The 14,074-nt window shown below is 69.4% G+C and carries 14 protein-coding genes and 1 pseudogene; 5 read left to right on the top strand and 10 right to left on the bottom strand.

Going from position 1 to position 14,074, the window contains the following annotated elements:
- The coding region (locus ACZ68L_RS41495) for an ATP-dependent DNA ligase (RefSeq protein ID WP_469588661.1) at positions 1-887 on the top strand (887 nt) is incomplete at its 5' end.
- A 1-nt stretch (position 888) separates the two neighbouring features.
- On the opposite strand, the pseudogene ACZ68L_RS41490 reads toward ACZ68L_RS41495, so the two are convergent.
- The 4 genes and pseudogenes from ACZ68L_RS41490 to ACZ68L_RS41475 all read right to left on the bottom strand — a co-directional run bounded on the left by ACZ68L_RS41490 (position 889) and on the right by ACZ68L_RS41475 (position 3,332).
- Positions 889-1,078: pseudogene (locus tag ACZ68L_RS41490) on the bottom strand (hypothetical protein).
- 168 nt (positions 1,079-1,246) lie between these two features.
- On the bottom strand, positions 1,247-1,951 hold the full coding sequence (locus tag ACZ68L_RS41485) for a DUF4232 domain-containing protein (protein WP_469588659.1): 705 nt from the start codon (positions 1,949-1,951) through the stop codon (positions 1,247-1,249).
- Between the two features lie 320 nt (positions 1,952-2,271).
- On the bottom strand, positions 2,272-2,538 hold the full coding sequence (locus tag ACZ68L_RS41480) for a hypothetical protein (protein WP_469588657.1): 267 nt from the start codon (positions 2,536-2,538) through the stop codon (positions 2,272-2,274).
- Between the two features lie 38 nt (positions 2,539-2,576).
- Complete coding sequence (locus tag ACZ68L_RS41475; protein WP_469588655.1) at positions 2,577-3,332, bottom strand: HNH endonuclease family protein; 756 nt, start codon at positions 3,330-3,332, stop codon at positions 2,577-2,579.
- 653 nt (positions 3,333-3,985) lie between these two features.
- Here ACZ68L_RS41475 and ACZ68L_RS41470 point away from each other — a divergent pair.
- Positions 3,986-4,552 (top strand): RNA polymerase sigma factor, encoded by a 567-nt coding sequence (locus tag ACZ68L_RS41470; protein WP_469588653.1) that lies wholly within the window; start codon positions 3,986-3,988, stop codon positions 4,550-4,552.
- Positions 4,552-5,280 carry a hypothetical protein gene (locus ACZ68L_RS41465; RefSeq protein ID WP_469588650.1) on the top strand — a complete coding sequence of 243 codons (729 nt, stop codon included), beginning with the start codon at positions 4,552-4,554 and terminating at the stop codon, positions 5,278-5,280. Before ACZ68L_RS41470 ends, ACZ68L_RS41465 begins: the two co-directional genes overlap by 1 nt.
- A 689-nt stretch (positions 5,281-5,969) precedes the next feature.
- Here ACZ68L_RS41465 and ACZ68L_RS41460 read toward each other — a convergent pair.
- The 6 genes from ACZ68L_RS41460 to ACZ68L_RS41435 form a co-directional block, all read right to left on the bottom strand.
- Positions 5,970-7,520, bottom strand: coding sequence for a hypothetical protein (locus ACZ68L_RS41460; protein WP_469588647.1), 1,551 nt, complete (start codon positions 7,518-7,520; stop codon positions 5,970-5,972).
- A gap of 241 nt (positions 7,521-7,761) precedes the next feature.
- Entirely contained in the window at positions 7,762-8,520 is a 759-nt protein-coding gene (locus ACZ68L_RS41455) for an Abi family protein (protein ID WP_469588644.1), read from the bottom strand.
- 522 nt (positions 8,521-9,042) lie between these two features.
- Entirely contained in the window at positions 9,043-10,296 is a 1,254-nt protein-coding gene (locus tag ACZ68L_RS41450; protein WP_469588642.1) for a tetratricopeptide repeat protein, read from the bottom strand.
- 40 nt (positions 10,297-10,336) lie between these two features.
- Positions 10,337-11,269: a hypothetical protein gene (locus ACZ68L_RS41445; RefSeq protein ID WP_469588640.1), complete on the bottom strand. Its 933-nt coding sequence runs from the start codon at positions 11,267-11,269 to the stop codon at positions 10,337-10,339.
- Between the two features lie 135 nt (positions 11,270-11,404).
- A complete protein-coding gene (locus ACZ68L_RS41440) occupies positions 11,405-11,563 on the bottom strand; it encodes a hypothetical protein (protein ID WP_469588637.1) in 159 nt (52 codons plus the stop codon).
- 204 nt (positions 11,564-11,767) lie between these two features.
- Positions 11,768-11,998, bottom strand: coding sequence for a hypothetical protein (locus tag ACZ68L_RS41435; RefSeq protein ID WP_469588635.1), 231 nt, complete (start codon positions 11,996-11,998; stop codon positions 11,768-11,770).
- Between the two features lie 256 nt (positions 11,999-12,254).
- Here ACZ68L_RS41435 and ACZ68L_RS41430 point away from each other — a divergent pair, with 256 nt between their 5' ends.
- Positions 12,255-13,496, top strand: coding sequence for a helix-turn-helix domain-containing protein (locus tag ACZ68L_RS41430; protein ID WP_469588632.1), 1,242 nt, complete (start codon positions 12,255-12,257; stop codon positions 13,494-13,496).
- Positions 13,487-14,068, top strand: a complete 582-nt coding sequence (locus ACZ68L_RS41425; RefSeq protein WP_469588629.1) for a GNAT family N-acetyltransferase — start codon at positions 13,487-13,489, stop codon at positions 14,066-14,068. Before ACZ68L_RS41430 ends, ACZ68L_RS41425 begins: the two co-directional genes overlap by 10 nt.
- Positions 14,069-14,074: the final 6 nt, after the last annotated feature.

The raw sequence follows: 14,074 nt of genomic DNA, 5'->3' as shown, positions 1-14,074 counted from the left end.
GTACGACCGCCAGTGCAAGCCGAGCCAATGACTTGGCGGTAAGAGAGGCAGCTCAGCCGCCGGTGTCTCATGAGACATCGCGAAGTCTGGAGAACGACGGCCATCGGACCGTGCTGCACCGCACCGACGACACCGTGATCCTGTACGCCCGGTCCGGCAGGGTTGTCACCCAGCACTGGATGGACCTGGCCGTCGCCGGCATGGCCCTTCGACCAGGGACCGTGCTGGACGGTGAGGCGGTGATCTGGCGGGAAGGCCGGCTCGACTTCGCCGCGGCGCAGTCCCGGGCCGCGTCGTCCGTCACCCGGGCCCGCTCCCTCGCGGCCCGGCACCCCGCCTCGTATACCTGCTGGGATGTCCTGCAGCACCCCGACCCTGCGATCGGGGACCTCCGCAGCCGCCCGTACATGGAGCGGCGCGCCTATCTGGTGGAGCTCTTGGCCGAGGTCGGGCCGCCGATCCAGGCTGTGCCCGCGACCGAGGACCGGGAGGTGGCCGCGGTCTGGTACGACGGGCTGCGGGAGCAGGGGATCGAGGGGATCGTCGCAAAGCGTGCCGGGGCCAGTTATCCGGCGGGACGCCGTAGGTGGGTGAAGGTGCGCCACGCGGACACGGTCGATGCCTTGGTGGTCGGGTTCACGGGGCCGCGGCGCCGGCCGCATCATCTGGTCCTGGCGGTCGGGGACGAGGGCGGGCCGGCGCGGGTGTCGGCGAGGCTGACGCCGGTTCTCGCGGTGCGGGTCGGTGAGGCGCTGGGCGGCGCGATGGTGGTGGGGGAGCGGCAGGCCGGGGGCGAGGTGTACACGCGGGTGGAGTCGGATCTGGTGGTGGAGGTGCTGGCCGGGTCCAGGCGGCACGGGACACTGACCGTGACCCGGATGCGATGAGCTACGGCACGTCGCCTTGCCAGTCCCCCAGGCCCGGCGCACCGGGCCTGGGTTCGTACTCGGCGCGGCCCCCGGGCCGTAGGCGCCGATCTCCGCGATCAGCATGGCGCCGGCAGCACGTTCCTCGGCCGTCCAGTCGGTCATGTCCAGGAGTAGCCCGTCGAGGGGGCGCCGACCAGCTCGACGTACACGTGGCCGGGCTGCGGGCCGGGGTCGTCGTGGTCGGCGCCTTCTCTGAATTAGAACCTGCTGCGAAAGGGGCATGCCAAGCGTTGCTGACACGGGCTGGCTACACGCTGGATGGCCGAGACCCTGGCCGGATCCGGCGATTGGCCACCGGGGCCGGCCGCCCACCACCCCTACTTGGTCGTGTGCGTGGGGTAGACCTCAACGTCGGTGTAGGCGCCCTTGATGTCCCCCGCGCCCGCGGGCCACTTGAGGTTCACGGTGTGGGTCTCGTTCGGGGGCGTCACCAGGATGTTGGTCGGGGACGCGAGGCTTTTGCCGGTGTTGTCGATGTCGTAGGCGAGGTTGAAGACAGCGGCGTCGCCGGGCTTCAGGGTGGTGACACGCGGCTGGGCGTGGCCGCGCTCGATGGGGTTCGAGGTGTGGTCGGCGTCCTTGATGTCGACACCCGCGAAGCCCGTCGCCGAGCAGGTGGTCGAACCCCGGTTGATCATGGTGATGTCGATCCTGCCGGAGTCCTTGTCGGGCGCGGCGTCCCTGGCGTCGATGGCCAGGTTCTCCGTCTTGCAGAACGTGACCTTGCCGCCGGTCTTCGTCGCGCCGTTCGCGGCTGCCTCTGCCTTGGTGTTCTCACCGGAGCCCGCCTTCGCGTTGCCGGCCTCCGAGCCGCCGGAGCCCGCCTTCGCGTTGCTGGCCTCCGAGCCGCGGGAGCCCGAGCTGCCCTCCGACTTCGTGCCACTGTCCGAGGACGAAGAAGACGAGGACGAGGAGCCGTTGGAGGACGAGTCCTTCCCGGAGCTGTCGCTGCCACAGGCTGTGAGCGAGAGGGTGGCGGCGACGCCGATGGCGGCGAGAGCAGTGATGCGGGTGTACTTCACGGTGTTCCCCCGGGAGTAGCGCGGTGCATGTGGTCGGAAGTATTTGTATCTCGCACCGAGTCACAGGCGGTCCTCCGCGACGTCTTCGTTCTGTCACAGGGGTATTGACCTTGCGGTCCGCCCTGCGCGGGGATGGGCGGCCCCGCTTCCAGGGCGGGCATCAGGGCGGCCAGCGCCCGCTGCAGATCCTCGATGCACGCGCCACGCTCCGTCAGCCGCGCCTTCAGCGCCCAGGGCGAGTTGGACTGGTCGCGGTGCGCGATCGACTCCGTCAGCGTCCGGGCGGCACGGGACGCTGACCGTGACCCGGATGCGATGAGCTACGGCACGTCGCCCTGCCAGTCCCACCTGTCCAATGTGTCGGGCCTGGGCTCGTAGTCAGCACGCCCGCCCGGACTGTAGGCGCCGGTCTCCGTGATCAGCATGGCTCCGGTCGCGCGTTCCTCGTCCGTGCAGCCGGTCACGTCCAGGAGCAGCCCGTCGAGGGGGCCGCCGACCAGTTCCACGTACTCGTGGCCGGGCTGCGGTCCGGGGTCGGGGTCGTCGTGGTCGGCGCCGTAGACCCGGCGCCGCATCAGCTCTTCCATGCGGGCAGGGTCCGCACCGACCACTGTCAGAAGGTGCGCTACGGGGCGACTTCGTACTTCACGACCGTGTTCGAGCAGTCCTTGGCGAGGCCCGTCAGCGCGGTCCGCTCCTTGTCGTCCGCGGTGAGCTTCCACCTAAGCTTCGTGGCGGTCCAGTCGGCCAGGTAGGTGCACTTCGCGGATGCTGCCGGTGGCATCCATTCGCTCGGGTCCTTGTCGGCCTTGCTGCGGTTCGTTTTCGCGGTGACCGCGACGAGGCTGCGTTCGGATCCGAGGTCGTTCGCGTACCTCATGCGCCGGTCCGCGTCCCACTTGGAGGCGCCGCTGTCCCACGCCTCGGCGAGCGGGACCATGTGGTCGATGTCCAGCTTCCGGGCGTCGGTGACGGTGACTTCGTCGTAGTACGACAGCCACTCACCCCCGGTCAGGGTGCACCGAGGGCCCTGCTCAGGCTTCTTGACCGCTTCGGCAAGCAGGACCTCGTTGCGGGTTGAGCAGCCGTCGCTGTCCTCGTCGATCCAGTGCTTGAAGCTGTCGCGCTCGTACCCGGTGCGGTTCTCGTCCGCGGCCGGGATCTTCGCGATGGCCTCGGCGAGAGACAGGCCACTGGCGCCTGCAGGAGCTCCTGGGGCTGCCGAGGGGCTGCTGCCAGCCGGAGGACTGGAAGCGCCGGCTGAGGAAGCGGGGGCCGACGGCTTTGAGTCGGACTCGGTCTTCGCCGCGCTCGGATTGCAGGCGCCGAGTGAAGCTACGAGGAAGACAGCGGCAATGGGTGCGAAACGGCGCACGGGCACGGTGAGATCTCCAGCTGGTCGGGGCTGACGAGACCTCATGATCGCAGCTGTGCAGTACCTGTGACAGACGGTCATGTGTGCTGATCGTCGCCAGCGCGGGGTGCGAGAGGGCCCGGCAGGTCGGCGGTGATGCCCCGTCGGCGTGGCTGGTCCAGCGCCGCCGCGGCCGTGTCAGCGAGTTGATCGGCCAGCTCTGGGTCAGTGGCTGCGCGAAACAGTCAGGCAGCACAAGCCCGTTGCACCCCTGACCTGCCGGGCCGTCCGGCTTCCCGGGCCAGTGCGTGCTGTGGATGACGCTAGGACTTCCCGCTACACCTACAGAGCGTGTGAGATGCGTCACGCCACGTGAGTAGACGTGCAGGTCAGATGCCTTTAAGTAACTGGTTGATCACACAACATGAGCGAACATGCGTCTCGCGCCTAACTCTGAGGGGTCGTCTGATCGGTGTAGGGGTGCAACAAGCTCCCGGCGCGCAACGGCGCACGCCGGGTCTCGAACTGGAAGAAGAGGAGGAGTCCGTGAGGCTTTTCAGGGCCTGGTACACGCCGCTGGTACAACCCGGTGCCTACCAGTTGACCGCCTCGCAGGCTCGCGCGTTCTACCGCACCGCGTGCCCACGGCCGTCCCACCCGCCTGCCCACAAGGGGGCGCTGTGACCGGCCCCCATGAGAGCCACGAACTTGCCCCGGAACAGCAGCCGATGGATGCCGAGTTCCGTGACTTCCTCATCCGGCACAAGGACGAGTTCCTGCGCATCGCCATCAGCCATCTCCGCGACCTTTTCGATGCGGACGAAGCAGTCCTCGACGCGGCACTGAAGATCCACAAGAAGTGGCCCAAGATCAAGGCCTGCGACAACCCACTGGCCCTCGCCCGGAAAATCGTGCACGACACGAGCATCGACTTCTATCGCCGGCGCGCCCGCCTGGCCAGCCGCGAGATTCCGCACCCCGGGCTCCCACACACCCCAACCGCGGACGACCTGTTGGAGCTGCGCGGATACGACCGGCTCGACCGGGCCCGCGCCGTCCTCCAGGACCGGGCACCAAAACAGGCAGAGTGCGTCCGGCTCCGCTACATCGAGGAGATGGGGTTCGCCGAAATCGCCGACCACCTCGACATCACGCCCGGCGCCGCCAAGACCAACGTCCATCTCGGGCTCAAAGCCCTGCAAGCCCTCATGACTCCCCCCGAACCGAGGAACGGAGGAGATTCCTGATGCTCGAAGAGACTCTGCGCGCCGAAGCGCAGGTGTTGCACGACATGCTCAGCACCCACGACACCGACGACTTCATGAACCGGCTCTCCACGCGCATCGAAGAACACGCTGCCCGCCCACCCAGAGTCCACGACGACCCCACACGCTCCACACCGGTGGACACCTGCACGCCCCCCTCCTTCAACCCGCAGCGCCAGCGCTCCACCCGCCCCGCCATCCGGCGTGGCCTCCGGCGCCGCCCTCTCCCGGTCGTCACACGCAACCCAGCAGACCAGCCAGCAGCCACGCTCAACCACCTCCGGCACCTGTGCGAAACCATCCTCAGCGCCGAGAACGCCGCCACCCTCATGGCAGCCTTCGACCTCGACTACGACGCAGCCGGAGCCTGCGCCTTCGCCTGCCTTCTCTACATCCTCGGCCGACGTGACAGCGCCCTCTACTGGTGGCGCTTCGCCGCCGGCGCCGAAAGCGCCCTCGCCGCCCACGTCCTGGCTCTCTACCACGCCGCCAACGGAACCACCCCGGAAGCCAGAGTCTGGTGCGCACACTCCCGACTCCTCGGATTCACCGCCGACCAGCACCTGCCCCTGCACCTCGCCCGCGCCACGCCCCCGGGCCGCGACATCGCAAGCTCCGCGCCCACACCGACCAACGAGGCCATGACGTCTTTCGTCCAGAACGACCGCCTGCCCGAAGGACTGCCCGAGGCCGCACTCGTCCGCCACTGACCGGCACCGCCGACACCCCGCCCTGCGCGGCCACCGGGCGCGTTCGGCCGCAGGGCTCAACCGGCGTGCCCCGAACCGAAGATGATCCGAGATGAGCACTGCAAAGCCCTGCCCGGAAAGATCCTCGCGCGTATCCCGCCTGCGCAGGTGGGTACTCGCTCAGCGGCGCCCTGCCGCCAGCCACTTCGTACGCGGCCTGTGCTACGGCACCGGCACCCTGGCCGCCAGCCTCATCGCGATCTGGCTTCAACAGCGCTTCTGAGGCAAGAAGTCCACTGCCCTGTCGGCCCGTGGACTTCTTGTCGGGCGCGTTGACGCCCGCCGCAGCCCGAGCGCCCAGAGGTGACGGGCGCGACACGTGAACCCCGGCATCGCGGCCACGGTGGAACGCAAGGCGAAGGCAATGCGCGAGTTCAGCCGCGCCTCGCCTTCCTCGAGCAGGAGAGGGACCCGGACGGCGGGCCCGCCCAACGCCGCCCGTGCTGAGCGCCGCCGCCAGCTGACGCCGCCCGGTGCAGGCCGGCGCAATGCCACGCTCCTTGCGTTCCAGTACGCCGGATCGGGCGGCGGTCAGAACGCGGCCCGCCTCGGGCCAATGCCCGACCATCATCCAGCAGGACCGGGGTTCAGGACGGCCGACATTGTTACGGGCTTCACCCGGACGGGTCTGGTGCCCCGGCCTGGTCCGGCTAGGGAAGGGGGCAGGTGAGCGGGAGGATGCGTTCGCTCAGCTGCCCGGTGAGGTGGGTGTCGGTGGAGGCGGCTTCGGTGAGCCAGTCCGCTGCGGTCAGCTGGTCGACCAGGTGCTGCAGCTCGCCGGGATCCACCGGGACCCAGGCCGCGAGCGAGTCCAGGGCGATGCCCTGGCCGCTGGGGCCGAGCCGTCCCGAGGCGCTGGTCTGTGTGGCCAGTGTCAGGGCGAGCAGCCGGGCGGCTGCGGGGGCCTTGGCTTTGCGGAGCGTTTTGTCGGAGACGACTTTCTGGGCCCAGCCGCTGAGCTTGGGCCGCAGTTTCTTGCCGAACGTGAACGGGCCCGGCTTGTCCTCATCAGGAACCAGGGAGGGGACGGTGATGGGGGTGGGGTTCTCGGGCCGGGAAGCGAGCAGGTCACCAGGGGTACTGGGGAGGCGCAACCAGCCGCAGTCGGCCAGCTGCGCGACCAGGTCCTCCGGCTCGCTCAGGCCCAGCCCGGTGAGGTCCTGGCCGACGAGGTTCCCCGTGCCGGTGTGCGCGGTGCGCAGAGTCAGCATCAGCATCAGCAGACGCGCTTGGGGGCCAGGCAGCGGGGTGGTGACGGTGACGTGGGCCAGGACGGACCGGGCGTGGTCCCACTGCGTCGGCGCGGTCAGCAGGCGGGCCAAGGCCGGGGCGTTGCTGTCTGGTTCGTTGCTGTTCGTGCCCGGGCCGGTGCGCTGCTGGTGCTGGAGGCGGGCGGCGGTGGCGGCCTGCTCGGCGCGCCGGGCCTCAAGCCGCAGATTGATGTCTCCGGTGACATCGGCCCAGGTGGTGAAAGCGCGTGCCTTGCGCTCCTGGAGGTCGGCGAGCAGCGCCAGGTCGAGTTCGGGGCGCTGCTGGTAGGCGCGGAAGAGGTCACCGAGCTCGACGAGCTCGTCCCGCAGGACGACGGGCTGCAGGTCGTACGGGACGACCCGCTGTGCGATCTTCCCGTACGGGCGGCGCCGCGTCGGAGCGGGGCGGGGGGCCGGTACTTCCCGCGGGCCAGCCGCGGGCGAGGGACTGTCGGAGAACTGCGGCGCGCCAGCAGGAGCGGTCGACGGGCGGTCGGCAGTATCCGGGGCGTCGGTTGCCGGGTCGGAGGCGGCCTGAGCGGTGGTGACGACCTGTGCGCCGGGGGTGGCGGCCGCGCAGCGTGAACAGCACTCCAGGGCCTGCCACCAGCGCCGTTCCCGGTCGGTGACCACGGCCAGGACGACCGTCCCGCCGCACCGCCAGGGCTGGGCACGCATTTGCCGGTCGTCAGGGCGGAGGTGCATGCGGCAGCTCTCGGCCCGGCACGCGCAGTACACCTCGGCTCGGGGCCCGGCCCGCAGGTGGGCCTTGAGGTGGGCGACCGCAGCCGCACGACCGGCGGCCGCGGACGGCAGACGCTGCTCGGCGCAGGCGGGCCGGCTGCACGAGACGCGCACCACCGCACTGCCACGACCGGCAGCATCCAGACGCACCGTCCACCTGCGCCCCAGCACCCGCTCGTCCAGCTCGCTCGCAGTGGCCTCCGTCATCCCGTTCTTCCTCCCATGCCGTGTCCGTCCCCAATGCCCGCGTCCTCACCGTGACGGACAGGGCGCGGGGGCGGGCCCACCGTACGCGGGCAGGCAGCCCGATGGCCGGTGAACTCGCCCGGTTCACCAGCCCACGACGTCGGCCTGGCCCGACGTGATGGGCGTGAACCGCTGGACAGGCTTGGCACGTTGATCACCGGAAACGGCCGACGTCTGCATCAGGTTGCCGCGCCGGGATGGGTCACGGCCGGGTGCGCAGCAGTTCGGGCACGCGGCTGGTCTGCCCGAGCCAGGTGGCGACGTCCTTGTCGATGTACTCAACCAGGCGCATGACTTCGGCGTGAGCGTCGGTGAGGCTGAGTCGGCGCGCACGGCCTTGACTGTTGGACTGGCCGTGCAGCGGCACGCCGTTGATCAGGGGCTCGTGATGTGCGACGCGGTTGCGCAGGGAGCGGACGTGACTGGCGGTGGTGAACACGGTGGCCCGCTTGCCGCCGCTGTTCGGGAATGCCTTGTGCAGGGCCTTGCGCCACAAAGTGGAGTCGTAGTCGACGTTCTTCTTGAACGGGCCGTCGCCGCGGGTGCCGCCTTTGTCGAGCAGGTGAACCCAGCAGCCGAAGGTGGACTCCGCCACCATCTTCCCGGCCGGGACGGTTCGCAGTGTCTTGCTCGCCGGTCTTCTGGTGCCGGGGTCATTGGGCATGTTGATGTTGCGCCACGTGCTGCGGAACCCGTTGATCGTGCGGTCGTCGAACAGTTCTTCCTGCGCGTACCAGGTGGCCCCGTACGCGGCGGCCAGCTGCTCGGCCATCGCGTTGCGCAGGATGATCTCCGCCAGGGCTATGACCTCCGCGAAGGCGGCAGAGACGCGGACGTTCCACAGGTACAGCTCCATCGCAGCGGCCGACGACGTCGTGGGGGCGAGGTAGGGCGCCAGGCGGGGGCGGGAGATCAGCGGCTCCAGAAGCCTGAGCTGCGCTGCTGTGGGTTGTATCTGCACCCCCCTGATGTATCATGAATGACAGATTCCCCGGTTCAGCCTCTGGCTTACGCTACGCGACCGGGGTCAGACTTTTAAGGACCCCCACCAGCAGGTGGGGGCCCTTAGCCAGCAGGTGGGGGCCCTTAGCTTTTCTGGCCTGCGGCTCGCCTGAACGTCAAGTACAGCAGTGGTGTACCACTCGTTCCAGTGGGCCCGTGACGTCCGCGCGGCCGCCGAGGCGATGGCCGCCGAGTGCGGTGATCCCCGGCCCGCGCCCCGCGCGGCGTGAGACACAACGGAACCGTCCGCTGCTGGGGCCCGGTAACCGGCTCCGCCCGGATCGGGGGGAGAACCAGGAAGCCGGTACCCGGAGCGGGCCCCGTGGAGGGACCCGGATGTTCATGACTACAGGACACTGAGCCGTCGGCCTGGGGATTGGGGCCGGGGTGTCCAGGGAGCTGTCCCTGGACACCCCACCGCGGGGGCCCCAGTGCGGTTCACGCCAGAGCCCCCGGAACGGGTGGAGGACGGTTCGCCTACCTATGGGGCCGGCGGAAGGAAGGCGGCCGAACGCGTAGCTTGATCACGCGCGCGGAAGCCGAAGCTGATGAGGGCGACCCTCTCCCCGGCGCTGAGGGGCGTCCTTCCGTGCGGTGTGATCGCCCCGTCGAACACGATGCAGTCCCCTGGTGCGAGATCGCATTCACGGTAGCCGTCGGCGCTGATGAAGACGGTGGTGCTCGCGGTGGTGTCCGCGGTGGGGCGATCGTGTTTGAGGCACAGGATCAGGTTGGCCTCACCGAAGCCGAACTCATCGACGTGGAAGTCGAGGAACTGCCCCTCCTCCAGGTAGGCGATGTACACGGCGTTGTGCGGCGGCTCGACCTCCAGGCCGGTGGAGCGTGCCACGACGGCGGCGAGATCGACCTGTCCGGCGAAGCGGTTCGCGGCTTCACCGACCGGCGCGTTCCACTTGCCGTTGTGAAGGTATCCGTCAGTGGCCAGGACCCTTTCGGCCTCCCGCGTCATAGCGGCGACCAACTCGGCGGGGAACGACTGATCGGGCAGGTGGCAGGGCCGTACCCGCTCGTGTGCGGTCAGAGAACGCGCCGTGTCCCGCAAGGAGGGGAAATCTTCAGCCCACCGGGCCGGCGTCCGGGCCGTGGTGCGGGACTGGAGCCATGTGGTCCACCGCTTGCTCCACTGCGCCGCTTGCGTGTCACCGGCCGTCGCAACGGTCACGCCGGCGCCTGGCTGGCCGAGCAGCAGTGCGACACGGTCGAGTGCGTCTTGCGTGGATTCGATCAGCCCGGCGTCACCCTTGGCGATCCGAAGCTGCCACGCTTCGCGCAGATGAGCGCGCGCAAGGACAAGGTCGCCCTGCTCCATGAGGTGCTTGCCGAAGTGCTGGAGGGCGAAGTCGGTGAGTTCCGGATTTGCCCTCCGGGCGGCGTCCAGGGCGCTGAGGTAGAGAACCTCAGCGGCTTCTGCTTGCCCGGCGTAGCGGTGGGCGTCGCCGAGGTTGAGTTCGGTGGCGAAGACGGCCCGGGTGTTGCCGAGGGCGGTGGCCAGGTCGAGCGCCTGCCGCAGGAAGGCGCGTGCGTCGTCGTAGTGGCCCAGGCTCAGCAGGCCGATGCCGATCCACCGGGCCATGACCCGCTTCCGGTCGGCGTCCTTGCCGTCGGGAAGCGTCCGCAGTTCCTCACGGATCTCTTCGACGGCGGTGGTCAGCTGGTCGCGGTCGGTGGGGACCATGCGCAGGTCCGCGTCTTGTGTGATGAGGTGCTGGAGCACTCGCCCTCCGCTGTTCGGTTCCCGCTCTGGTCGGGCGGCGTCAAAGCCGGTCGGTCTGGTGGCGCAGGCCGGCCAGAAGTTCCCTGCCGTGCGCGGTGAAGTGCTCACCCATGCGGTCGAGCTGGTCCATGAGGTAGCGGACGGCCGGCATTCCCTCGTCGTAGGCGGCCTGGAAGCTCGCACGCTCATTCGCGCTCAGGTCGTCGCGGTCGAGTTCGGTCTTGCGGAACCGCAGCAGCTGGTTGTAGACGCAGGTCGCGTGGAAGGCCCGGTCCACCTCCCAGTACTGGTTACGGTCCACCCCCTGCGTCGCACGCCACGCGATCTCGATCTTCGGGGAGGTCTTGGAGGAGTATCCGTCGGCGAACACGCGGCGGGTGAGGATGTGGAAGCTCACCGACTGGTGGACGCCCTCGTGCAGGATGTTCTCCGCGAGGAAGAGCGGGGACGGCTCCTGGCTGACGGTGTTCGGCGGGATGTGGTGCCGGGCCTTCTCGGAGAACACGATGACGTAGGGCAGCGCCGGGTCGCTGGAGCTGGTCAGGGAAGAGGTACGGACCCCCGGCTTGAGCCCCACCCACAAAAGACCCCGGACGAACTCCCGCACGCGGGCGAAGCCTGCGGGGTGGACCGTGGCCAGCCGCTCCAGTGCCCGGGTCAGCGCCTGGCGGCGCTCCTCGGTGTGCGGGGCGATCTCGTAGTGGGACAGGTTGATTTCGTCGGCGATCTGCCTCGGGAGCTCGGCGTCGAACCAGTCGAAACCGGCCCCGGACGCGTGGACGATGTCGCTGCGCAGGGCGCGGGCGTGCTCGGCGTAGGGGGTGGCTGTGCCGGACTTCACGAGGTGGTCCATGAGCGCGAACGGCAGAGCCCACTGGGCGCCTTCCTCGCGCAGACGGATCAGCGCTGGGTCTGGCCTGCCGAGGTCGAAGAAGGAACCGGACTCTACTCGGGTGGCGATGGTGGTCTGCAACGCGATCTCTCCTTGGCTGCGATGCACGGGTCAGCGGATCAGGTGGTGGCGCAGGCTGATGCGGCCCGGCTCGGCTGCTGATACCGAACCGGGCCGCCACGCCGTCAACCGGACGGCGTCAGTTCAGGACCGAGATCAGAGCGCGGGTGTCTCCGGTTCGAAGACGCCGTCCGGGACCGAGTGGTCCAGACGCCGCGTCAGGGACTCCACACCCGTCTGCGGCTCGAAGACGCCGTCGGGGACCGAGTGGTCCAGACGCCGCGTCAGGTCGCCGACCTGGATGCTGCTGGTCATGGGAATTCCTTCCGATGGTGTTGCGGCGGATGGTGCACCTCCCCGGGATCCGGGGAGGAATCTGTGGGTGAGCCCGCCCGCAAGGGCGGAGGTCTGTGGGCTAGCGGCCGGGGTCTCCGGCGAGGGCCAGGGCAATGACGAGCCTGCCGGCGGCGAGGACGTAGAGGAGGACGGCGAGGCGCTGGCGCCATCCTCGTAACGGACTCACCGGGGGTCGGCCTCGCGCAGGGCCTCGGGGGCCACGATCCACTCCTTGCCCCCGCCTTCGGGCCGCAGGAACACGGCGATCGGCATGACGCGGCGGGTGGCCGGGTCCTCGTGGTCGCCGATGAACTGGACGATGGCCTCGCGGTCCTGGCCGTCCACCACGCGGGCGCCCTCGTGTATCCAGGCGGGGAGGGACCGGTGCGAGGCGGGGCGCGGTGCGGTGGCCATGAATGTCTCCTCCGTCTGGGGCGAAGGCCGGTCCCTGAAGGGGGACTGCAAGGACCGGCCGTCGCTCGCGGTGCCGCGCGTTCCTGCTAGGGAGGGCCGGAGCCCGGTCCGTGCGGCGTATGACCAGTCAACGGCTGTCGGCCGACGGCGGACAGGAAGGGTTGCCGCCGACTTGCTCCCGGCCAACCGGAAAACTTTGCGTTCGGATGACCCATCCGCTAGTGCGGACCGTAAGGGTGCGGCTACGGTCTGTCGCATGGGAGCGAACGTCATCCTCAAGGCCCAGATGGACGAAATCGGCCTGAAGCAAGAGGAATTGGCACGTCAGATGAACACCGCGCTCCAAAAGCTGACCGGCAGGCCGGGCGACGTCTCCGCACGGACGGTGAGGAACCTGCTCAACGGCACCACCCGGCGCCCCATCGCCCGTACCTGCATTGCGCTGGAAGCGGTGTTCGGGCGCCCGGTCGCCGATTTAGGGTTCAGCCCACCCCGTACTGCCGCACCAGCGGAGGACTCTTTGCACCGCCGTACCCTCCTTCTCGCAGCGACCACAACCGCCGTCGCCGTTGCCGCTCCTGCGCGCCGCTCACGGCTCGGGCAGTCCGACGCCGACCGCTTGCAGATGGAGTACGCCGAACTGCTTCGTGACGACGCGCGGCTCGGCGGAACGCGCAAGATCGAGAACAGGGCCGTTGAACTCGCCGCCCGCATTCAGTCCTCGGCGGCGACGGGCAGTGCCTCGGACCGCATCCAGCGCCAGACCTACCGGCTCGCCGCCGACGTCACGTGCCTGGCGGCCTTCGGGGCGATCGACGCGAGGGCCCCCCTGCGCGCCCGCAACCACCTCGACAAGGCCCTCACCCTCGCGGGCCTCTCGCGCGACAGCACGGCCATGTACCGGGTCTGGGACCACCTGATGCTCGCCTCCAGCCAGCGGGAAAATCACGGCGAGGCCGCGGCCGGCGCGCAGGTGATGAAGCGCTCGTCGGTGGCGCGGCGCGATCCGCTGTACGCGTCGCTGGGGCACATGCGCAACGCCAACGCCCTGGCGAGGTTGCATCAGCCGACGGAGTCCCTGCGGGCCATGCACCTCGCGGAGAACGCTTTCGCACGCGCCCAGGAAGGCCAGGCGGCGGGGTGGATCTCGTTCTACAGCCACGCCGAGTTCGATGCCCTGTCGTCGTACGTCTGGACGGCGCTCGGAGAGCACGAGCGGGCCGAGTCCTGCCTCCACCGGACCCTCGCCGCCATCCCCGAAAGCATGGTCCGCAACAAGGCCCTCTACACAGCGCACCTCTCCCTCGCCCAGGCCCGGCAGGGAGAGGTGGAGCTGGCCTGCGCCACCGGGCGGCGAGCCCACGGGATGCTGCTGCCCACGTCCGGCTCGCAGCGCACGACGAACACCCTCGCTGTCGTACGCAAGGTCGTCGAGGCTTCGGGCACGAAGACGCCCGGGGTCGTGAGCTGGATCGAGGAGTCACGCACATGGATCTGAAGTGGTACACGCACGCCGACGCGCCGGACGTCCGCTCGCTGCTGCTGGACATTCACGACGAGGTCTACGCCTGCGAGCCCACCCCGTTCAATTCCCGCGAGCGGTTCGCCGGCTTCGTCGACCGCTGGTCGGGGCGCGAGGACTGGTCATGCGTTTCGGGCTGGGAGGACGGCGGCCCGGTCGGCTACTCGTACGGCTCGCGGTTCAAGCCCGGTGGCTGGTGGGTGGGAGCGGACCGCCCCAAGGGCGTCATCGGCCGGATTCTCGCCCTGTCCGAGCTGATGGTGCTGCCGAGATGGCAGGGCACCGGCCGGGCCCAGCAGCTCCACGACGCGCTGCTCGATTCCTTCGAGGTCGACTACGTCACGCTCCTCGTCGACTCGACGCACCCGAAGGTGCAGGCACTCTACGAGAAGTGGGGCTACGAGAAGCGCAGCGAGGCCCAGCCCTCCGACGACTCCCCGCTGTACGCGGTGATGGTGAAGCCTCTGGCAGCCGGCCCCCGCCGACCGGAGCAGATCCAAGGGCAGGGGCTGAAGACGACCTCGGCGACACTCACCGAAACCGGCTGACCCGGC

The sequence above is a fragment of the Streptomyces sp. NPDC104309 genome (assembly GCF_055584025.1).
The sequence above is the reverse complement of the archived record's forward strand: the minus strand, read 5'-3'. Positions and strand labels throughout refer to the sequence as shown.